The sequence below is a fragment of the Eubacterium ramulus genome, from assembly GCF_003122485.1.
Taxonomy (GTDB): domain Bacteria; phylum Bacillota; class Clostridia; order Lachnospirales; family Lachnospiraceae; genus Eubacterium_I; species Eubacterium_I ramulus_A.
The window spans coordinates 1-22,781 of sequence record NZ_JRFU01000038.1 but is presented as its reverse complement, the minus strand read 5'-3'; the positions used below and the strand labels follow the sequence as shown (position 1 = coordinate 22,781).

Sequence of the window (22,781 nt, the reverse complement as noted above, 5' to 3'; positions counted from 1 at the left end):
TATTACTCACCACTTGCAGAAGTGGGAGTCTTCTCGACTGAGATAAAAACTAATTGGAGGCATGATCATGGACGATACATATTTGCAAGATCAAAGACATATTTTTCGCGGGGAACTTGCCCTGCTTCTGGTAATTATAATGAACAGTTTTGGCGTGGTACTGATGCTTTATTCCGGTTCCGGAATTTCTGCCATTTCCAGTGTACCTTACGCATTTTCCGAAGTATTTCCGTTCCTTTCCCTTGGAACATGGACGTATATTTTTCAGGCAATCCTAATTGCGTCACTGATGGTCCTTCGTAAACGCTTCGTAGCAGAATATCTGCTTAGTTTCGTGGTTGGTTTCGCGTTCAGCATGATGCTGGATGTTCACGAAGGATGGATTTCCATTCTTCCTTATAACATTCCAATGCGAATCCTTTACTTTGTCATCAGTTATCTGCTGCTCTGCCTCGGAATCGCACTTTCCAACCGCTGCGGACTGCCGATCATCCCGACGGATCTCTTTCCACGAGAACTGTCTGCCATCAAAAATTTCAAATACTCAAAAGTAAAAATATCCTTTGATGTCATATGTCTGGCAACCACCGCACTGATCACAGGCATTGGTCTCGGACGCATCAAAGGACTTGGAATTGGCACCGTTCTGGCCGCATTTACCATGGGAAAAGTAATCGGACTTGTCGGGGAAAAACTCGACAAACATTTCCGCTTCGTAACCTTCCGCACGGCACGCTCCTAAATTCTTATTTGTGTTCATGGCTACACTTAACGTATGAACGGCAAAATCGGAGCATCTTTCCTCAAACACTAGACGTTCACTACCCTCACTTCGCAACAGTTTTATCTCAGCCTTAGGGCTGAGATAAATGCTCCGCGAGGATGCGCAGCGATTCCATAAGGAAAAATGACAGTTTACACTGTCTGGAATCGCGCGCCAAGTCTCACAAGTTCGACTTGAATGCAGCTCGCTCCCGGCTCCTATAGAAGCTGGTCGCCTCCCTCTCGCGCAAAACTCTGCGAAGATCGGTCGTTCACTTAATCGTTTATTGAGGAAAGATGCTCCGATTTTGCCATTTACGTTATGAAGGGGCATGTATATTTTGTGCGTGCAGCATAATGAATCAATGACTGACATAGCACGTGTGACATAATGGAGCCAAAGTGTAGATGGGAAAAAGAAGAAAGAAAAAGTCCAATGCAAGGCGGTAGGTCGATTTCCGTCATCGGAGCGAGCATAGCTTCGCCTCCGGGAGTGTGTCTGAGTATCCTGCCGGTTTTGCAGGATGCGAGTTCGCGGGAGGAGGCGAAAATAAGCGGCGCAGCGCAGATAGGAAATTGTCCGTGCCTGCATGGACTTTTTCTTTCTTCTTTTTCCCTTACACCGTGAAATAAGAATTTTTACGGTGCCGATACTTCACGGGGAGACGAAGGCAGGCGGTCTAAAACAGAACCAAAAAACCGTTCAAATACAAGACCATAAAGGGCTCCGAAAAAGTTGTTGAAAATTCGGAAAAAGATGGCTCCCGGAAGTCCGAGGATGCCAACTGCAATCGACAGGGCTCCAAATGTATTGAAAATTGCCTGACATCCGTACGTTGCAGAAAGGCCCACACCGATACCTCCGATTACACCAACGTAATTATAAATGGACGGCGGCAGAAAATAATACAGTGCCAGAAATATAAAACATCCGACAATATTCCCCGGCACTCTGGCTTTGGCACGCTGTTTGGCATCTTCATGGAATGGCACCAAAATGGACATGGCCGCAATTCCGATCCACATCCGACGCGGGACATGCAGCAAGCCGGCAATCAGCATTGCCGTTGTCACACCGAACACCATTGTAATCTGCCATCTGGTTCTCATGGAATGCACATCAAATTCATGAAAGATATCCTTCAGACTGCGTTTGTATACTTTTTTATGATGATTGCGATAATATACGATCATTGTTGCTGCTGCACAGATTCCCATCGCGATCAGTCGCTGTGTATACAGATCACCGGTTACATCGTAGCCATACAAAAGCAGATAGCTGAGCAGAAGCGTTGAATGATTAAACATCACAACATTATGGCATCCCAAAACCATCAGAATTAAAATACAGATGGTATTTACAACGAATTCCTGTCCAAGACCTCCTGCATTTGCCAGACGGGGACCGAAGGTCAGAATTGCAAACATGATTGCAAGCGCACCCATCGCATGCGGTGTGCGGATACCGAAATCTGCAAAGCGGAAAGCCATCACACAAAGCAGTACCACAACACCCACAATACTGTTGTCATTGCCAAAAATTTTGCTGAACCCAATTACTACAGCCATGCAAAAAACCATTGTAATAAAAATTTTTAAAAGATAAATGGCGGTATGACGCATTTTTTCTTTTTTATCTGTACAGCTTCGAATCAGTGCTTTCGATCCAGCCTGATTGAGCTGCAATTCCTGATAGAATGTCATAATTTCTTCCCTTCATACTTGTTTATAAGATAGTGCATATTCTCTGTCGCAAAGCGATTTTATCTTACCGTAACTTCTCTGTAAAATAAAAATCCCCAATGTATTTTTCATACATCGGGGAGGAATTATAGCACCAGAAACAAAGGGTGTCAATTTATTACCGCCTGATTTTATTTTTCTTTTAGAAATCATGTTACAGTTCATTGATACCATAAATCATGTAACCAATGAACTGCTGCCATTTACTTTTACTTTTTTTCTTTGAACACAAATATTTTACTGATAATATAATTCAAAATCACGATTACCACCTGTGCGATCAGTTTCACAAGAATGCTGTTCCAGTGCATAAGACTGATAAACACAAACAAAATTAATTCTTCTACACCAAGCGTTGCAAGGCGGCCTCCGAAGAATTTTCCAATTTCCATACATAAATCTCTGAAACAGGTCGTTTGGGACTGAAATACCCAGATTTTATTTGTCACATAAGCAAATGTAACAGCAAAGATCCATGAGATTACATTGGCAATCAGCTCATTCATGTGCATGCCGACGTTAAACCAGGCAAATGTTCCAATACTGACAATTGTTGTCAGTCCGCCAAAGAGTAAATATAACAATACTTCTTTATTTTTCTTATAAAATTTTTCAAAAATACGAAGCCCCGGAAGATGCATCAGGCGATCAAAAATATCTTCTTTTTTCTGTTCCACGTTAATTCTCCTCTTTTGTATTTTTCTTTTCCAATACGTTTTTGGCAATGTATACCGGTCTGTGTTTTCCCTGAATATAGGTCTTTGCCAGATATTCTCCCAGAATACCCATGACCAGCAACTGCACACCGCCCAGGAACAATACCACCACAATCGTGGTCGCATAACCAGGTACATCAATACCAGTGATCAATGTCTGAGCAATGATCACGATTCCATAAATGATTGCAATGGCAGAAACGATTGCCCCAAAAAATGTAGCAAGCTGCAATGGCAGCGTTGAGAAAGAAATGATTCCTTCCATGGCATATTTCAGTAATTTTGTAAAACTCCATTTGGTAGTCCCTGCGAAGCGTTCTGCCGCCTCATACGGAATATACTCAGTCTCAAATCCCACCCAGGAAAATAATCCTTTGGAAAAGCGGAAATATTCCGGCATATCCAGCAATGCTTTCTGCACACTTGCCCGGAATGTTCTGAAGTCACTGGCATTTTCCCGCAGATCTACTTCACTGAGACGGTTGATAAATTTGTAAAACCGATCTTTGCACCAGCTCATAAGCTTTCCTTCATGACGCTGTGCCTGATAAGCCGCTACCACATCGATATCCGGTTTTTCTTCCAGAATATTTACCATATTTCTGACAATCTCCGGATCCTGCTGTAAATCGGCATCAATGATAGAAATGTAACTTCCACTGGCATAATGCAGACCTGCATAAATGGCTGATTCTTTTCCAAAGTTTCTGGAAAAATTCACAACCAGAATATTGTCATGTTCTTCATGTAATTTTTGTAATTTCTTATATGTTCCATCTTTACTGCCATCATTTACAAACACTACTTCGTATTGATCCGTCGGAAACACTTCCTGACATCTGGCATAAAAAGCTTCCACATTCTGTTCTTCATTGTAACATGGAACAATCAATGATAATTTTGTCACATCTTTCTCCTGTCTTAGAGCGTATTTTTCTCTGCTCCTGCAATGCTTTTTACATAAAATCAGGCGTCAATACAGCTTGGATCTGTCTTGCCGCCTGATATATTTCTGTTCTGTTTTTATTTTGCAAGTTCTGCCTGCACACAGTTTAATGCAGCTTCAATGGTATCATCCATATCATAATATTTATACATGCCCAGACGACCACCAAAGATTACATTTCCCTCTTTTGCTGCCAGATCCGCATACTTCTCATAGAGTTTCAGGTTCTTTTCATCATTCATCGGATAATAAGGCTCATCCCCTTTGCTCCATGTCTTCGGATACTCTCTGGTGATGACGGTATCCGGCTGTGTGCCATAGGTAAAATGCTTATGCTCAATGATTCTGGTAAACGGTACTTCATACTCTGTATAGTTTACAACTGCATTTCCCTGGTAGTTCTCCTCACCTTTGATCACTTCTGTCTCAAATTTCAGTGAGCGGTATTCCAATTCTCCATAGCAGTAATTGTAATATTCATCGATCATACCAGTGTAAACAATCTTGTCTGCAAGTTCCATATAAGCTTCTCTGTTTTTCAGGAAGTCCTCTTCCAGCTTTACTTCCACACCATCCAGCATACGCTCGATCATCTTTGTGTATCCCTCTACCGGGATTCCCTGATAATCATCATTGAAATAATTGTTATCGTAAGTAAAACGAACCGGCAGACGTTTGATGATAAATGCCGGCAGCTCTGTGGCACGTTTGCCCCACTGTTTCTCGGTATATCCTTTTACCAGTTTTGTGTATACATCCGGTCCGATCAGGCTGATTGCCTGTTCTTCCAGGTTCTGCGGATTTTCTACATGAAAAGCTGCTTTCTGCTCCTCGATCTTCTCCTGCGCCTGCTTCGGTGTTACAACACCCCAGAGTTTATTGAAAGTGTTCATGTTGAACGGGAGGTTATAAATCTCACCTTTGTAGTTTGCTACCGGTGAATTGGTATAACGGTTAAATTTTGCAAAGCTGTTTACATAATTCCACACAGTCTCATTGGATGTATGAAAAATATGTGCACCATACTGATGAACATCTATATCAAGTACTTTTTCCGTATAAATATTTCCTGCAATGTGATTTCTTTTATCGATAACCAGACAGTTTTTTCCAGCTTTTTTTGCTTCCTGTGCAAATACAGCTCCAAATAATCCTGCTCCAACAATCAGATAATCATATTTTTTCATCAGATACCTCCTGTACATCATGTACGATACATAACCTTTTTATTCTGCGCCTTCTTTTGCAAAAACTACTTTAAATGTCTTTAAAATGATTTTCAGATCCAGCTTTAAGCTCCAGTTTTCGATATAATATGCATCTAAACGCACGATTTCTTCGAAATCTGTAATCTCACTTCGTCCGCTTACCTGCCACATACCTGTCAACCCCGGTTTCATACTCAGACGGACTTTGTGATGCAAATCATATGCTGCAACCTCGTCCACTGTCGGCGGACGTGTTCCCACAAGACTCATATCTCCACGGAGAATATTATAAAACTGCGGTAACTCATCGATACTCAAAGAACGGATTATATTTCCGATTCCCTTACCCGGACCTTTTTCACTGCCGATAATACGCGGATCATTATCCATTTTGAACATATTACCCTGCATTTTATTTTGTGCCATCAGCTCTTTTTTTCGTTCCTCCGCATCCATATACATAGAACGGAATTTATACATCTTAAACCGACGTCCGTTTTTGCCGACACGCTCCTGACAATAGAAGATCGGTCCCGGTGATGCCTTATAGATCAACGGTGCCACAAAAATAAAAGCAATTCCGGTGATCGCACAGCCTACAATACCTGCTGCAATATCTGTCAGTCGTTTTAATCCCATCGGAACACTGCTTGCTGTATTGATACTGGTTGTCATACAGGTGTAACCACCAATACGTTCAATGGTTCGGTTTGGAAGTGCATTGTCCGTGTAATCCAGTGCAATATGCACAACTACACCCATCTGAAGCAATGTCCAGGTCAGTTCATTTACTTCCTTATCATCCTGAGACAGTTTGATCATAACCTCATCGATGACATCTTTCTGAACATAAGTTAACAGATTGTCCTTATTACATACAACCGAAATCCCTTCGATCTTTTCATTTTCAAGATCACGATCCATAATTGCCAGACCTGCCAGATTAAATCCGTTATACATACGGTCTGAAAATTGCCGAACCATTTCTGTCGCATATTCCTGTGTACTGATAACCAGGAAATTCGGCTGATTCTTACCTTTCCATACAATCCGGCGCACATTCAGTTTCCACAGAAAACGTCCGACCAGCATAAAAATGATCGTAAATCCAAAGGAAGTCAGAAATACCTGTCTGGAAAACCAGAAAGCCTGCTTTGTCACGTACAGATACGCCATAACCAGTCCCCACATTACAATATTGTGAACCAGTACAGACTCTATTTCACGTATAAAACTACGCTTCAGAATATTTTTGTATGTGCTACGCAGCAATACATAGCAGATATCAATGATAATCAGCAAAATATTTACATGGGCATACAGGCTTGTCTCTCGATAAAGCCGCAGTGTGTCATGCCGGAAGAAGTAAGAGACCAGATATGCAATCTGGATACAGAGCAGATCAATGATCATGAAATCTATATGCTTCCACCAACCATACTTTTTCTTTCGATTCATAGCATCCCTCGTCTTAGATTCTAATCTTTATACTTTATTTGTTCGCTAACCGGTTCAATCCACTGAAGAATGCACGGATTGTTGCCTTTGTGATATTGGAGCTGTCACCTGCACCAAACAGTACTTTTCCGGTGCGGTTGTCTCCCATCTCGATGTAAGCAGCTGCTCTCGCATGTGAACCGGATCCAAGTGCATGCTCGGAATAGTTCATAACGCGTACATCAAGGTCAAATTCTTTGTTGATGGCTGTCTTGACAGCATCCAACGGTCCGTTACCTTTTGCTTCAATATGATACGGTGTTTTCTTATACTCAAAATCAATGGTTGTGACACAGTCTTTGTCATTGACATCTTCCACACGGATTTTCTTGAACTCGAACGGATCATCCAGTGCGATATATTCATGCTTGAATGCATCAAAAATCTGCTCCGGTGCGATTTCACCGCCCTGCTGCTCAGACATTTTCTGGATAACGTCTGCAAATTCCTTGTGCATCTCTTTCGGTAATTTATAACCATACATAGATTCCATAACAAAGGCTACACCGCCTTTTCCGGACTGGCTGTTAATACGAACTACCGGCTCATATTCCCTGCCGATATCTGCCGGGTCGATTGGAAGGTACGGAACCTCCCAGATGCCTGTGTTGCGCTCGCGCAACGCGTGCACACCTTTATTAATAGCATCCTGATGAGAACCGGAAAATGCTGTAAATACAAGTTTTCCTGCATACGGATGGCGCATATCGATGTCCATCTTACAGCATCTCTCATATACATCAATAATCTCTTTGATATCTTCAATGTTCAACTTCGGATCAATACCCTGTGAAAACATATTGTATGCCACATTCAGCACATCAATATTACCGGTACGCTCGCCGTTTCCGAATAAAGTTCCCTCTACACGGTCAGCTCCTGCCAGCAGGCTCAGCTCTGTCGCTGCGATACCTGTTCCTCTGTCATTGTGAGGATGAACACTTAATATTATAGAGTCTCTGTTTTTGAAATGTTTATGCATCCATTCAATCTGATCTGCATATACGTTTGGTGTATTCATCTCTACGGTTGCCGGAAGATTGAAGATGATCTTATTTTCCGGTGTCGGCTGCCAGATATCCTGTACAGCAGTACAGATATCAAGTGCGAATTCTACCTCTGTACCTGTGAAACTCTCCGGTGAATACTCAAGCTGGATATTGCCGTCAAATTTTGCCGCACGCTCTTTTACCATTTTTGTTCCGTCGATGGCAATCTGCTTAATTGCTTCTTTATCTTTATGGAATACCACATCACGCTGAAGAACAGATGTAGAATTGTAAATATGTACAATTACATTCTTGATTCCCTGAATTGCTTCAAAAGTACGGTCGATCAGATGCTCTCTGCACTGTGTCAGAACCTGAACCTGTACATCATCCGGAATCATGTTCTCATCTACTAATTTTCGTAAAAAATCGTACTCAATCTGAGATGCTGCCGGGAAACCGATCTCAATCTGTTTAAAACCAAGTTTTAACAGTAACTGGAACATTTCCATTTTTTCTTCTACATTCATCGGGTCGATCAGAGCCTGATTTCCATCACGCAGATCCACGCTGCACCAAAGCGGTGCATGCTCAATCTCTTTGTCCGGCCATTCACGATCCGGGTAATGTAATACCGGAACTCTTTTATATTTTTTGTAATTTAACATATCTATCTCTCCCATGGTATAACATCCTGACGGGCACTTTCCGTCCTTCTTTCTCCATTTCTGGCAGAAACTGCCAGATTTATGTCAAAAAAGCGCGCAAAGTCCCTGTTATATTTTCCTTGCTAAATATACATATTATATCATCTATCTTAACGTTGCAAGATGATTTTTCTGAATAATTCATGAAGTTTTCCAAATCAAAATAAAAATGAGCAAGTTTTCCCTTTATTCCAAACAGGAAAACTTACTCAACATCTATGATAGCATATACTAACTCAAGTGTCAATATGTATTAAGTTCAATACAATCACTAAAAAATACCCTTATTGATCGTTTTGTCTCAGAGAACGCTTGCAATTCTTGTTTTTTTATATTATTATGAGGGAAAGCTTATGAGAGCTTAACGAACAAGTATTTTTTAGGAGGAAAAAAATTATGGCATACGTAATTAGCGATTCTTGTGTAATGTGTGGCGCATGTGCTGGTGGATGTCCAGTAGGTGCTATTTCTGAGGGAGATTCTCAGTACGTTATCGACGCTGACGCTTGCATCGATTGCGGCGCTTGCGCAGGTACATGTCCTACAGGTGCTATCGCAGAGGCTTAATCTTAAGTCCTTATTAGCACATAGTATTAAGAAAATGACAAAAACTGCTGTACTGATATAAGTATGGCAGTTTTTTATATTCTGAATTTCTATATTGGATTTGTGTGTCAAAACACTCAAATCTTGATTACACAGATTGCTCCGTGCTTTACACTCCCACAAATTTTAATAAAAATATATTTTTTTCTTCCTTTTACATAAACTTTAGTGTATAATAAAGTCATAATTTAGTATAGTTGAGTTTTAAATCTAAATCAAAATAAATTATCTATGGAGAAAAAAGATGGCTATTACAGCAAAAAAAATTGCAGAAAAGCTTAACCTGTCTCCATCTGCTGTATCTCTGGCGCTAAACGGCAAACCTGGTGTCAGTGACAGTACAAGAGAACTTGTTCTTGCAGAAGCAGAAAGGCTGGGTTATGCAAAGCAAAAGGTTACAACCGCCGGACCACAAAATATCCGTTTTGTAATTTTTCTAAGCAATCAGCGTGAAATCATTCAAGAAACCACTTTCTATTCCTACATACTGCAAGGAATCGAAAAATATGCGAAACGATATGGATATAATGTTCTTGTAAGTTATTATCGCGCCGACGAAGATTCAACATTACAATTAAATGCAATTTCTTCAGATGTTACGGGACTGATCATTCTCGGAACATCTATTGAACGTTCTCGGTTAGAAGAGTTGCGCCCACTGTTTGATCTTAACCTTCCTATGGTATTGGTCGATAACTATATCGAAGCTCTTGGCATTGACTGTGTTGTTACAGATAATTACCGTGGCTCTTACAATGCCACAAAATACCTTTTAGGAAAAGGGTATACAGATCTTGGTTACCTGCGTTCCAAATCCAAAATCGATAACTTTCGCAGACGTCAGGAAGGATTTTTCAATGCCTGCAAAGAGGCAGCACTTGATGAGAATTATATTATGATCGATGTAGGTATTTCTTCCCAGAAAGCATATAACGATATGAGTGAGTGGCTCAATAATAATCAGCCGCCCCGTGCTTTACTTGCAGATAATGATGTAATTGCAACGGCATGCACTCGCGCTCTAAAAGCACATGGCTATCGGATTCCGGAAGATGTCGCAGTTATCGGATTTGATAACATGCCTTTGTGTTCGATGGTGGAACCTCCTCTTACTGCCATTGATGTAGACAAAGAAATGATTGGCAAAACAGCGGTTAATCTTCTCCACAATCGCATCGCAGAGTTCTACTCTGGTGCAGAATCCATTAACGACGGAACACTCCTCGTTTATGTTTCCACAAAATTAGTAGAACGTGAAACCACATAAAATACTTTTCATGTAAAAATAAGCACGGTCGCTGACTGTGCTTATTTTATAATATAAAGCAAAATAAACAGACCCAACAGCAACTACCGTTGTCATTGAGTCTGCCTGTAGAGATTATATATTATCCCTATACATGAGGAAGAAAACAAATCTAGATTGGATGGTAAATCTTTTATTCTTCTGGTGGAATAATTTCATCTGCCTGTTTTCCAAGAGCTGCTTCGGAGCCTGGAACCTGATATACAGCTACCATATGTGTAGTCATATCCGGTCCATTTACGGTTCCATGCTCAAGATGCGCCGGAATACGTACAAAATCGCCTGGCTGCATCAATTCAGAAATTCTTGTACCATCTTCCAGAATGATATACTGTTCACAATCTTTTCCATCAATCATATACAAAATCTCATCGCATTCATGGCTATGCTGACTGTGTCCTAATCCCGGGAGCAGGGTAACAATACCGCCCGTCATGTTGTCTGTACCTGTTGTACGCGGCTCAATTGTCCATGCAAGTGTTCCCCAAGGAAATTTCTGCGTCTCACACTGTTTTGTATTTACAAAAAATTCTTTTCCTGTATATTTTTTCATGATAATGATCTCCTTTTATACCGATAAGATTTTATTTAATTCGATCATTCCGAGTCGGTTTACGCCGACTCAGAACAATCATATATTTTTTAACTCTTAAAACTGAGTGAAGTCTGGCATTTCAATAATCTCTCCGCCTCTCATAGCCGACTCGTGAGCTAGGATTCCGGCTACATTCCAGTTTGCTGCCACAACAGAATTTACATGAGCTGGTCTGCCCTCGAGGATTGCATCGATGAACTCACGGATCATATGCGGATGAGATCCACCATGTCCATCTCCCTGAATAAAGGATACATGATCCTGATCTTCAATCTGGTTCTTCAAACTGAACTTTTTAATGGAATCAGGAAGCATATAATCTGTATCCGGTACATGAATATGTTCTGCACCTTCAATACCTGTATAGAGAACCGGACCTTCACCTACACACTGCTCCCACTCAAATGATTCTTTGGAACCATAGAAATCAAAACTTTCACGATACTGACGAATTGTATCAAACAATGTACGTGTAACCTCACCTGCCACATCAGAATCTGCAAATGTCAACTGCACAGACTCTGCTGCAAATGGGGAATTGTACTTTCCAACATACTCTTCACGAATACGTCCGGAACCAATACAGCGAACAGTTTTAATCGGTTTACGAAGGATTTCAGAAAGTGGAGCAATCGCATGAGTCGGATAATGCATTGGTGGCATACCATACCAGTAGGATGGCCATCCCGGAAGACTCATATTCTGCTGATGAGATCCTCGAAGAAACTGCAAACGTCCGATATCACCTTTCTCATATAAGCTCTTAAAATATAAGAACTCTCTTGTATAGATGGATGTCTCCATCAGCATGTATACTTTACCAGTTTCTTTCTCCAATTTGCAGATGTTCTCACACTCTTCAACTGTCATTCCCATAGGAACGGTAGAAGCAACATGCTTGCCTGCTTTTAACGCTTTCTCTACGAAAGTATAATGTGAAAGTAAATCTGTGTTGATATGTACTGCATCAATATCAGGATCTTTTAATAACTCGTCATAGTCTGTGTAACGTTTCTCTACACCATGTGCATCTGCGAATTTGTTTAATTCCTCTTCATTTCTACGGCAAACAGCTACACACTCTGTTTTTTCATACGCCTGATAAATCGGTACAAACTCTCCTCCAAATCCTAATCCAACTACCGCAACTCTTACTTTGTTGTCCATACCTTACACCTCTTTCTTTAAGATTAAAAAATATTGTATCTGAAAAATTATCTGCTTGTCTTCTCACGAACATATACGATTAACATGAGAAGCAGAATAATTCCGGATCCTAAATACTTACCGCTGTCGCCATAACCAAGTGCTACAAATAGATTTGTCAGTGTCTGGAGTACAATCGCTCCAAGAATAACCCCAATGTAATTTCTCTGACCACCTTTGATGGATACACCACCTATAACTACAGCTGCAATACTAGGCATTACATATGTAGATGCCATATCTTTGAATGCCATTCCCAAATTGCCAAGAAGAATTAATCCCATCATTGCTGCAATGATACTGCAAACAACAAAGGACGACATTCTAATAAAGTTAACCTTTACACCTGACAAATGTGCTGTTCGTGGATTTGCACCTGTTGCCACATATAAACTGGATAGCTTTGTTTTGTACAGGAGCCACATTACGGCTACTGTCATAATAGCCAGCAGAAATCCAATGTTTGGAATCGGCCCCGTTTGCTGACCTGCCAGCCATTTCAGACATGGGCTCGGCTCACCACCGATACTTGCACCGGCTGAGTAAATATCTACAATACCCTGAAGAATCTGAGACATTGCCAGCGTCACTACCAATGAAGGAATCCTTGCATAAATTGTCATGAATCCATTGACAAGACCAACGACGACACCTACCATCAGAGCAAACAAAATTGCCTTCCAGATATTCATATTAGATCCATCCATCATACCTGCTGTTACACAGGATACTAATGTTGCTGTATAACCAACGGACAGATCGATGTCACCACCTGTACAGATGATCAACATCTGACCCAGACCGAAGATCGCGATCAATGCTGCGAACTTAACGGTTGATCCTACGGATGCGAACTGTCCGCCTGTAATCGCATTTCCCATAACAAACAGAATTACAATCAGAATGATACAAAGGATCAGGCTTGAATTTTTTTTAACAAATGACTTTGATCCATTTGCTGCTACTGTATTATTCACTCTCTTTGCCCTCCTTTGCTCTAAGTGTTTTCACCAGTCTGATAATTGCAGAACTGGATACTGCCACCAGAAGAATAATTCCACTCACCAGTGTCTGATAGTCACTGTTAATGCCGGAGAAAGAAATTAATTTTGATACCAAACTGATGATTGCCGCACCACCAATAGCTACATATACATTGCCTGTACCACCTGCCAGCGAAACACCACCGACAATTGCTGATGCGATACTCTTCAGAGTCAATGCATCACCAAGACGGGCACTACCTGACTGATTTTGTCCTACCAGGAACAATGCAGCCAACATACAACAAAATGCATCGAACAAATACGCCATAATCTGAACCTTTACGGTTTTAACACCACTATCATATGCAATATTACGATCAGAACCCACCGCATAGATATAACGACCAAGTTTTTTTCTGCTGATGATGTACCAGAGTACAATAATACCAACAATCATCAACACACCTGTCGGGATCTTGTCGCCAAAAGCTTTTAAAGCCGATGGCATATTCTCAACAGAGCTAAATTTGTAGAAAACTCGCATCCAATTTGCACATCCTCCACCCGGAGACGGCATGATAAACAATGCTGCACCAAGGTAAATGTAAGATGTAGCAAATGTAGCAATAATCGGCGGAAGTTTAAAATATGCAACAGATACGCCATTTAACAGACCGATACCAACCATTGCCAGACAGCATACCAATAATGCAATTACTCCGCTTCCTGGTGTTGCTGATTTCATAATTCCTGCAAGAATACAAAGCATAAATGCCATTGCATTACCGCTAGACATATCCAAACCACCGGAAATAATTACGACTGCCTGCCCAAGCGTAAGAAGAATGATCGGTGTCCAGGAAATAATCATATTTTGAAGTGAAGATGGAGCAAAGAAATTTCCCTGCAACACTGCCACAACAATGATCATTATTATTAAAATTATTATTGTAACGAACTCCGGTTTTCTAACGAAAGCAGGAACAGATTTTTTCTTTGTATTCATGTTTATGCTTCCTCCTCTTTGTGATTACCCTTCATGGAGAGTTCAACCAATGCCTCATCTGTAATCTCATCACCAACAAGTTCGCCTACGATACATCCCTCATGCATTACCAGCACACGATCACAGTTATCAATTAATTCTTCATTATCACTGGCATAAAGCAATGCAGAAATATGCTTCTCGTCCACAATGTTCTGTACAATATCGTACATATCCTTTTTCGCACCTACATCAACACCTTTTGCCGGATCGGAAAGTACAATCAGCGAAGATTCTACCTGCAGCCATTTTCCCATAACAACTTTCTGTGCATTACCGCCAGAAAGACTGGATACCGGACATTCAATGCCATCCGACTTGGTAGAAAGAATCTTTTTAGATTCCAGACACTCTTCCCTGTATTTCTTTTTTGGAAGAATGAATGGTTCTTTCTTCAATGCAGTTTTCGGAAGAATATGGTTCTCGTAGATACTGTTCTGCATCATCAAACCTTCTTTTTGACGATCACCGGGAATCAAGAGGATTCCACGCTCAATCGCTTTATGTGGTGCATTCAGTAATACTTCTTCTCCATTTACTTTAATCCTGGATTTCATATCCTTGTAATCACCAGAGATTGCAAGAAGTAATTCTTCCTGACCCTGACCAGAAAGTCCTCCGATTCCAAGTACTTCGCCTTTTTTAATATGAAGAGAAATATCTTTTAAAACATTCTTATAATTCAAATGTTCAATATCAATCGTCCTTTCATCAGGAATCTCTTTATATGTACGCTTCTCAGAGACAATTTTCTTTTCTCCGGTGATCATCTGAATGATCACATCTGCGTCTTTTTCATCTTTATCAAAATCTAATCTGCCAACAACTTCGCCGTTTTTGAAAACGATGATATCGTCACAGATATCCATTACTTCCCACATTCTGTGAGAGGTAAATACCATACCGACTCCGCGGTCTGCAAGCATTCTCATGTATTTGAATAAAATCTCAACCTGCGATTGTTCCAGTGCGGCTGTCGGCTCATCAAGAATCAGCATTTTCGGTTCCTGTGAGATTGCTTTTGCCACCTCCACAATCTGCATCTCTGACGGACTAAGTTCAGAGACTTTTCTGCTGTAATCAAAGCCCGGTACGAAATCTTCCAAAATTTTGGCAGCCGTGTGTTTTGCATTCGAATCATCCAGAAAAAATCCTTTCTTTTTCTCAAATCCCATTACAATGTTCTGCCATACAGTCAGATCCGGTAAAAGGCTCAGATTCTGGAATGCCATCGCAATTCCTGCTTTTTTGGCATCCATCGGGTTTTTGAAGTTTACATCTTTCCCCAAATATGTGATGGTACCACTATTTTTGTGATATACACCTGTAATACATTTGGAAATTGTACTTTTACCCGAACCATTGGCCCCCAGCAATCCGGTAATTTTTCCGCTTCGGCAGACGAGATTACCATCACTCAAAGCCGGAACGCCATTAAATTCTTTTACTATATTTTTTGCCTCAAGGATTATTTTATTTTCCATCTTATCTACCCTTCAAAAGCCATTCATTTTTCTTCCTATTAGTTTCAACAGGAACGCGATAATAATGTGTAAAAGCAAAATACCGGGGATTGAGGGGGCAGTTCCCCACCTACCCCGGTATCTACTTATGATTTCATCAGAAATTATACTTCATTAAATCTGTTATTATTTGAACAGAGCGTTTGCTTCATCATCCGTCATATATTCATCAATACACTGCTCATCTGTAAAGTCTTTTACAACTTCCCATCCTTCATCAAAGTTATCGTTTGTGTAAACAGTTGTAACAACATACTCATATGTAGCTACGCCATCTTCAACTGTAAGCTGGCTCTCATCAAACTCTTTACCCTGAGCAATTTTAACTGCGATTCTTGCTGCTGTAGCACCAATTCCCGGAGGGTTCGGAACTACTACTGCATTAAAATCTTCTCCTTTGTCTACCAGATCTTTCCAAGCTGTAAAGAACGCTTTGGAACCATCACCGGAAACAACCTTCGGAATATAGTTTGCATCGATACAAGCCTGCAGAACACCGTAGCATCCGTTGTCCTGTGAAATAATTCCATCAGGTTTGATTCCGGAAGCAAGAATTGCTGCTGTTACGGATTTAGATGTTGTATTATCCCAACCACCCGGCTGATTTGCAGCCAGTGTTACGTCTGGATATTCAGCAATTGCATCATCTGTTGCTTTGATACGAATTACGTTAGCCGGATGTCCGTCAAGACCAGATACCTCAACTACAGTACCTTTTCCACCAATGATATCAAGCAATGTCTTTGTAGGACCATACGCATACTGATAATGATCTACAGATACATTTAAGATACCTTTTGCTGTAATAGATGCATCATAAACAACTACAAGTTTTCCAGCTGCTTCTGCATCTAAAACTGCCTCATTCAGTGACGTTGTATCATTTGGATTAATCATAATTACATTTACCTGAGGATCATCGATAAAATCACGAATAATCTGTACCTGTTCATTAGCATCGCCATTTGTTGCATTATTTACAACTTTGTATCCCTTGATATCCCCACTTGTTTTATATTCATCAAGCACATCTGTGATATCGTTTACCATCTGGTCACGCCATGCAGATCCACCAGAACCTGGTGCAATACCTACATAAATATCCTGTCCTGTGAGATCAACTTTTGTTAATACCCCATCTGTTGACTCGCTCTTACTACCGGAACTCGTTTCCTCACTGGCCGATCCAGTGTTTGCTGCGCCACCTTTATCATCAGATGCGCCCCCACAACCTGCAAGTAACCCTACAGCCATAGCTGCTACCATTAATGCTGCGATCACTTTCTTTTTCATTCTTTCGCTCCTCCTTCTTTTGCCAGAATTCACTCTCTTGAATCCCATATTCTGTATCAGTTTTTTCACTGTTACATTCTTTACAGTTCATATAAATCTTTTACCGTCGGATATATCTGTACAAACTTGCTGTACTGTTTATTGTATTTTTCTACAATTTCCCGTTCCGGTTCAATAGTTTCTACTACTTCTACAATCTTATCGGCCGCTTCTTTTACACTTGCGTATTCTCCACAGGCAACCGCGGCAAGCATCGCTGCTCCTAGTCCCGGGCCTTCTTCTGTTTTCAAAATATCTACCTTGATTCCCAGGACATTCGCAACAATTTTTCGCCAGATACGGCTCTTTGCTCCACCGCCACAAAGTTTTGTTCTTTCAATCTCAATCCCCTGTGATTTTGCCACTTCAAAAGAGTCTCGAATCGCAAATGCAACACCTTCCAAAACTGCCTGTGACATCTGCGTCTGTGTTGTATCCATTGACATTCCGATAAACATACCTCTTGCCTTCGGATTGTTGTGTGGCGATCTCTCTCCCATTAAATAAGGAAGAAATGTTACTGGATTATCACCAAGTTCGGAAATCCCACCAAGTACCGCATCATAATCCTTGCTGCCGATAATATTTTCTACCCACCATTTATTACAGGAAGCTGCGCTTAGGATACATCCCATTAAATGGTAGCATCCATCTGCATGTGCAAAGGAATGTAATGCATTTTTCTGATCTACACAAAATCTTTCACTGGAAACAAATACAGTTCCACTTGTTCCGAGGGAAACATTACATTTTCCATCCCCCACAGTTCCTGTTCCAACAGCTGCTGCTGCATTATCACCAGCTCCTGCAACTATCTTACATGTTTCTGGAAATCCAAGTTCTGCTGCCATCTCCGGTTTTAACGTTCCAGTTGCATCATAACTTTCATATAACTTTGGCAACACATCTTCTGTGACACCACAGACATCCAACATTTCTTTTGACCAGCATTTATTTTTGACATCCAGCAGTAACATACCTGAAGCATCTGAATAATCGGTACTGAATATACCACTCAATTTGTATGCGATATAATCTTTTGGAAGCATTAATTTACAGATTTTTGCAAAATTTTCTGGTTCATTCTCTTTCAGCCACAAAATTTTGGGTGCGGTAAATCCTGCAAATGCAATATTTGCTGTATACTCTGAAAGCTTGTCCTTGCCAATCACTTCATTCAGATAATCTGTCTGTTTTTGAGTACGTCCATCATTCCAGAGAATTGCCGGTCTGATTACTTCATCTTTATCATCCAGAATTACCAGTCCATGCATCTGTCCTCCGAAGCTGATTCCTGAAATCTGGGTTTTGTCATACTCTGCTGTCAGTTCTTTCAATCCCTCGATTGTTGCCTTCCACCAGTCCTCCGGTTTTTGTTCTGACCATCCTGGATGTGGGAAATATAATTCATAGCTTTTGGAAATTACATTTTTGATTGTGCCATCTCCCTGCATCAGCACAAGTTTAACGGCTGAAGTTCCTAAATCTACCCCTATGTAATACATATTCCTTTTCCTCATCCTTATCTGTATGGATTCTCTGTAACGTAGCACATACCTACTGGCTGGTTATAACCGATTTCTTCCGGTGCCACACCGATGTATTTCAGCACTTCAAATAATTGTTTTCCAAAATGACCGAACATAACTGCTCCATGGTGCGGATAATTTTTTTCAACCAGGACATGACGGTAAAATCTTTCCATCTCTTTGATTGCAAAGATTCCAATTGCTCCAAAAGATCTTGTTGCTATCGGAAGTACCTCGCCCTCTGCCAAGTAAGCTCTTAATTTTCCATCGGCTGTACTCTGGAGACGATAGAATGTGATGTCACCCGGAATGATGTCACCTTCAAGTGTTCCTTGTGTAACTTCTTCCGGAAGACTTCTTGCCATGATCATCTGATATTCCATGGAATGTTTTACCAGTTTTGTGGAGCATGTGTTTCCACAGTGGAATCCCATGAACGTCTCGCCTTTTCTATAATCAAATTTTCCTTTGATATCTTCATTATAAATTGCATCTGTTACGGTATTGTTGATATCAAGCAATGTAACTGCATCACCGCTGATACACTGACCGATGTACTCGCTTAATGCTCCATACAGATCAACCTCACAGGATACCGGGATTCCTTTTCCTGCCAGACGGCTGTTTACATAACATGGAACAAATCCGAACTGTGTCTGGAATGCCGGCCAGCATTTTGTACTTAATACCACATACTCGCATGCACCTTTATGCGCTTCCACCCAGTCAAGAAGTGTAAGTTCATACTGAGCAAGTTTCGGTAAGATTTGCGGTTTGTTATTTCCATCTCCCAATTCTTTTTCCATATCTGCCACAACTTCCGAAATACGAGGATCATCTGCATGTTTATGAAAAGCTTCAAACAGATCCAGTTCTGAATTCTCTTCAACCTCAACCCCTAAATTGTAAAACTGTTTAATCGGTGCATTACATGCAAGAAAGTTTAATGGTCTCGGTCCAAAGCTGATCACTTTCAGGGAAGAAAGTCCGATAAGTGCTCTTGCAATTCCTACAAAATCATGAATCATATCTGCACATTCTTCCGCGCTGCCAACAGGTTCTTCCGGAATATAAGCTTTTGTGTTTCTCAGTGCCAGATTGTAGCTTGCATTCAACACTCCACAGTAAGCATCTCCTCGTCCCTGTATCAGATTTTCTTCCTCCGCTGCAGCAACAATGATTGCCGGTCCATCAAATCTCTTCACAAGCATTGTCTCTGCAATCTCTGGTCCAAAATTTCCAAGATACACACACAAAGCATTACATCCTGCCTTTTTAAGATCGTCCAATGCCTGCAGCATATGAATCTCACTCTCCACAATGCAAATTGGACATTCATAAACATTTTTCTCTCCGTATTTATCCTGATACGCTCTTATCAGATTTTTTCTTCTGTTTACGGATAGACTTTCCGGAAAGCAATCGCGGCTGACCGCAACCACACCTACTTTTACTTCTGGAACATTAAACATTTTTGTGCCCCCCTAACATTTAATTTATTTAGTAAATTATTTTCTCAATTAATTTAGTTGTATTTTACCCCCCCCCTTGCTTTTGTCAATTATTTCTTTCTTTAAATTCACATTTTTGGCATATTCTTGTATTTTTTCTCCTCTTTTTTATGCATTTTGCCTATTTCTTTGTCCAGTTTTTAACAAAATACATCTACATATTTTAGTTTAATGTTTAGTTTATCATCATTTTTTACTTCACATACACTTTTTGAAGCAAAATTATTTTCTATATGATGTTTTTTATATAAAAAGGCAAAAAAGTGCCGAAAAACAATCCCTATCTGAATCATTTTTCGGCACTCTGTTTTTATTTAAAATTCTTCTGCCTTATATGTCGTATAACCTTCGTAGTAATAGCTGCGATCAATGCCTTTCTTAAAGATCTCACGGCTCTCGCTATCTGTAAGTCACCACTACCACACTCTGCCCTGGCAGTGTTACACTTCCCTTAATCTGAATTTTCTGCTCTGCCACCACTGATTTCTCCGGTAATCCTTCTGGTATCTCGCCGGTTCCCTGTAACGTCCACTGCTTTCCAGATGCACTTACCGCTGCTCCATCAGCATCTTCCAGTGACAACTCAAAATTCTGATGCGTTGTATTAACCGTTTTCACAATGATGTTTTCATCTTCATCCATGGAAACAGACACATAAATTCCCTTTTTTCGCAATTCCACATCCTGATCATGCAGTAACACCGTATGACTGCCTCTGTGGTTTGCAAACAGCTTCTGCACATAGTAATTCGGTGTCAGATACACCTCACGGTCATCAAACCAGATCATATCCGGCTTCCACTGGCTATGCCCGATCCGATTAAATAACGGTGCGTAAGAAGCAAGTTTTACCACATCCGCATTTTTCTCAATGCCGGTCAGCAATGCCGCTTCGGCAAGAGCGCTCTCCATGGAATTTTCCCGCGCTTCGGTGTGTGCCGCATATTCTCCCGCAAAAACTGCCACGTCCCGCGGATAATCATCGTACATTGCCACATGGTCGTACAGCCACTGTGGACTTACATAATAATGCTCATCCACCGCATAACTGAAATTCGGATTTTCCTTTGCTTTTTCCCGATAATACTTCCATGCATCTTCTGTAATGGAGCACTCCATAAACGGTCCCGCCGTTCCAAGCAATCGAATCTCAGGATATTTCGCATGAATAGCTGCCTCAAAACGTTCATAACGGTATCTCAGATCCAGGTATTGCGTCTCCCACTGCTCATTTCCAACAGAAAGGTAATCCATACCGAAAGGCTCCGGATGTCCCATTTTGGCACGCAATGCGCCCCATTTACTGTCCACCGGACCATTGGCAAACTCAATGAGATCCAATGCATCCTGCACATATTCCTCAAATTCTGTACTGTCAGAATCCACCATTTCTGTAGAACGGAACTGACACGCGGTGCCAATATTCAGCACCGGAAGCGGTTTTGCCCCCAACAGCTCACACAACAGAAAATATTCATAAAATCCAAGTCCGAAAGACTGTCCATAATGCGCATCCGGCCGTTTCGTCATCGGATCATTTTTGCCCCAGTCATCATCAAAAGCCCACAGATTCGAAATATAACGGCGGTCTTTCACATCCCCTACTGTATTTTTCCAATAATAACGGTTGTCCAGACTGATGCCTTCCACAATACATCCTCCCGGGAAACGCACAAATCCCGGTTTGATCGCCTGTAGTGCCTCAAACAGATCCTTTCGAAAAATTCCTGACACCGCATCTTCCGGAATCATTGAGATCAGATCAAACTCTACGATACCCGGCGCATCCAGTGTGATTGCAAACTGAGCACCGCGGACATCATCCAGCGCGGTAAGTACCGCTTCATATTTTATCCACTCATTTCTACGGCATTTATCACTCTGATCCATCTGATGGATTTTTTCAATATCCGGATTCAGCGTTCCATAGCCGACTTCCATCGGAATCTTCAGGTCGCAGAATGGTACATAGGGAACCGGTTTCACCGCTTTTACTTCTGCCTGTGCAAAAATCTGTCCATCCCTTTGCACCGTTATCTGGAACCATTCACCTTCATATGCCACACATCTCGCATAAAAAGAGACTTTGTAAGTATGATCTTTTTCTAATCGAATGCCGTCATATGCTTTATTTGTAAATCCCTGTCCTGCCTGTTTTGCCGTAAAACGCAGATAATGCGGATTCACCGCAGACACCGGAGTTCCTGTCACATACTGCATCAGCGGCTCCTCTTCTCCTGCCTGATACAGCGTTTTCCACGCATATCCAAAGTCATCCACTGCATAAAATCTGCCCGGATTTCCATAGGCTTCCTTCGCCTCAAAAGAACGATTTTCGATCAGTTCTGCATACAGACCACCGTCTGCTGCAAAATTAATATCCTCAAAAAATAAACCGATCAGCTCCGGTGCTATCGAAACACCTTTTTCTTTTCCTACCCTCATACTACGTTACCTTCTCTCTAAAAAAACTTCCATCTACACGCTATCTGCTTGTTGTTTCTATCCAATTTATTCCTGTTCCGTGATTCAAGTCGAACGCACGTGAGACTTGGTGCGTGATTCTGGTCAGCG

Annotated in this window: 18 protein-coding genes; 3 read left to right on the top strand and 15 right to left on the bottom strand. The window is 41.1% G+C overall.

Annotation, left to right across the window (positions count from 1 at the left end; all coding sequences use genetic code 11):
• Nucleotides 1-67 precede the first annotated feature (67 nt).
• Nucleotides 68-742, top strand: a complete 675-nt coding sequence (locus LG34_RS03665; protein WP_181369282.1) for a DUF6198 family protein — start codon at nucleotides 68-70, stop codon at nucleotides 740-742.
• Nucleotides 743-1,401: 659 nt separating this feature from the next.
• On the opposite strand, the gene LG34_RS03660 is transcribed toward LG34_RS03665, so the two are convergent.
• From LG34_RS03660 to leuA, 6 genes are all read right to left on the bottom strand, one after another.
• Nucleotides 1,402-2,466: an FUSC family protein gene (locus tag LG34_RS03660; RefSeq protein ID WP_109214924.1), complete on the bottom strand. Its 1,065-nt coding sequence runs from the start codon at nucleotides 2,464-2,466 to the stop codon at nucleotides 1,402-1,404.
• A gap of 248 nt (nucleotides 2,467-2,714) precedes the next feature.
• Entirely contained in the window at nucleotides 2,715-3,182 is a 468-nt protein-coding gene (locus LG34_RS03655; protein WP_109214923.1) for a GtrA family protein, read from the bottom strand.
• Nucleotide 3,183: 1 nt separating this feature from the next.
• Nucleotides 3,184-4,128 carry a glycosyltransferase family 2 protein gene (locus LG34_RS03650; RefSeq protein ID WP_109214922.1) on the bottom strand — a complete coding sequence of 315 codons (945 nt, stop codon included), beginning with the start codon at nucleotides 4,126-4,128 and terminating at the stop codon, nucleotides 3,184-3,186.
• Nucleotides 4,129-4,244: 116 nt separating this feature from the next.
• Nucleotides 4,245-5,354 carry a UDP-galactopyranose mutase gene (gene glf, locus LG34_RS03645; protein ID WP_109214921.1) on the bottom strand — a complete coding sequence of 370 codons (1,110 nt, stop codon included), beginning with the start codon at nucleotides 5,352-5,354 and terminating at the stop codon, nucleotides 4,245-4,247.
• A gap of 39 nt (nucleotides 5,355-5,393) precedes the next feature.
• Entirely contained in the window at nucleotides 5,394-6,833 is a 1,440-nt protein-coding gene (locus LG34_RS03640) for a sugar transferase (RefSeq protein WP_109214920.1), read from the bottom strand.
• A 34-nt stretch (nucleotides 6,834-6,867) separates the two neighbouring features.
• Nucleotides 6,868-8,529 carry a 2-isopropylmalate synthase gene (gene leuA / locus LG34_RS03635; RefSeq protein WP_109214926.1) on the bottom strand — a complete coding sequence of 554 codons (1,662 nt, stop codon included), beginning with the start codon at nucleotides 8,527-8,529 and terminating at the stop codon, nucleotides 6,868-6,870.
• A gap of 435 nt (nucleotides 8,530-8,964) precedes the next feature.
• On the opposite strand from leuA, the gene LG34_RS03630 reads away from it, so the two are divergent.
• Together LG34_RS03630 and LG34_RS03625 are read left to right on the top strand one after the other, a co-directional pair.
• Nucleotides 8,965-9,135, top strand: coding sequence for a DUF362 domain-containing protein (locus LG34_RS03630; protein ID WP_109214919.1), 171 nt, complete (start codon nucleotides 8,965-8,967; stop codon nucleotides 9,133-9,135).
• A 283-nt stretch (nucleotides 9,136-9,418) separates the two neighbouring features.
• Complete coding sequence (locus tag LG34_RS03625) at nucleotides 9,419-10,441, top strand: LacI family DNA-binding transcriptional regulator (protein ID WP_109214918.1); 1,023 nt, start codon at nucleotides 9,419-9,421, stop codon at nucleotides 10,439-10,441.
• Between the two features lie 172 nt (nucleotides 10,442-10,613).
• Here LG34_RS03625 and LG34_RS03620 read toward each other — a convergent pair whose 3' ends face one another.
• The 9 genes from LG34_RS03620 to LG34_RS17320 all read right to left on the bottom strand — a co-directional run bounded on the left by LG34_RS03620 (nucleotide 10,614) and on the right by LG34_RS17320 (nucleotide 22,652).
• The gene (locus tag LG34_RS03620; protein ID WP_109214917.1) at nucleotides 10,614-11,033 is read right to left on the bottom strand and encodes a cupin domain-containing protein; all 420 of its coding nucleotides are present in this window, start codon (nucleotides 11,031-11,033) and stop codon (nucleotides 10,614-10,616) included.
• Nucleotides 11,034-11,129: 96 nt separating this feature from the next.
• Nucleotides 11,130-12,242, bottom strand: coding sequence for a Gfo/Idh/MocA family protein (locus LG34_RS03615; protein ID WP_109214916.1), 1,113 nt, complete (start codon nucleotides 12,240-12,242; stop codon nucleotides 11,130-11,132).
• Nucleotides 12,243-12,289: 47 nt separating this feature from the next.
• Nucleotides 12,290-13,258 carry an ABC transporter permease gene (locus tag LG34_RS03610; RefSeq protein ID WP_109214915.1) on the bottom strand — a complete coding sequence of 323 codons (969 nt, stop codon included), beginning with the start codon at nucleotides 13,256-13,258 and terminating at the stop codon, nucleotides 12,290-12,292.
• The gene (locus LG34_RS03605; protein ID WP_109214914.1) at nucleotides 13,251-14,273 is read right to left on the bottom strand and encodes an ABC transporter permease; all 1,023 of its coding nucleotides are present in this window, start codon (nucleotides 14,271-14,273) and stop codon (nucleotides 13,251-13,253) included. Before LG34_RS03605 ends, LG34_RS03610 begins: the two co-directional genes overlap by 8 nt.
• Before the next feature lie 2 nt (nucleotides 14,274-14,275).
• Nucleotides 14,276-15,796 (bottom strand): sugar ABC transporter ATP-binding protein, encoded by a 1,521-nt coding sequence (locus tag LG34_RS03600; protein WP_109214913.1) that lies wholly within the window; start codon nucleotides 15,794-15,796, stop codon nucleotides 14,276-14,278.
• 165 nt (nucleotides 15,797-15,961) lie between these two features.
• A complete protein-coding gene (locus tag LG34_RS03595) occupies nucleotides 15,962-17,128 on the bottom strand; it encodes a substrate-binding domain-containing protein (RefSeq protein ID WP_181369281.1) in 1,167 nt (388 codons plus the stop codon).
• 80 nt (nucleotides 17,129-17,208) lie between these two features.
• Nucleotides 17,209-18,672 carry a xylulokinase gene (xylB, locus tag LG34_RS03590; protein WP_109214911.1) on the bottom strand — a complete coding sequence of 488 codons (1,464 nt, stop codon included), beginning with the start codon at nucleotides 18,670-18,672 and terminating at the stop codon, nucleotides 17,209-17,211.
• A 17-nt stretch (nucleotides 18,673-18,689) separates the two neighbouring features.
• Nucleotides 18,690-20,168 carry an L-fucose/L-arabinose isomerase family protein gene (locus LG34_RS03585; protein WP_109214910.1) on the bottom strand — a complete coding sequence of 493 codons (1,479 nt, stop codon included), beginning with the start codon at nucleotides 20,166-20,168 and terminating at the stop codon, nucleotides 18,690-18,692.
• A gap of 438 nt (nucleotides 20,169-20,606) precedes the next feature.
• Entirely contained in the window at nucleotides 20,607-22,652 is a 2,046-nt protein-coding gene (locus LG34_RS17320) for an alpha-L-arabinofuranosidase C-terminal domain-containing protein (RefSeq protein WP_109214909.1), read from the bottom strand.
• Nucleotides 22,653-22,781 lie beyond the last annotated feature (129 nt).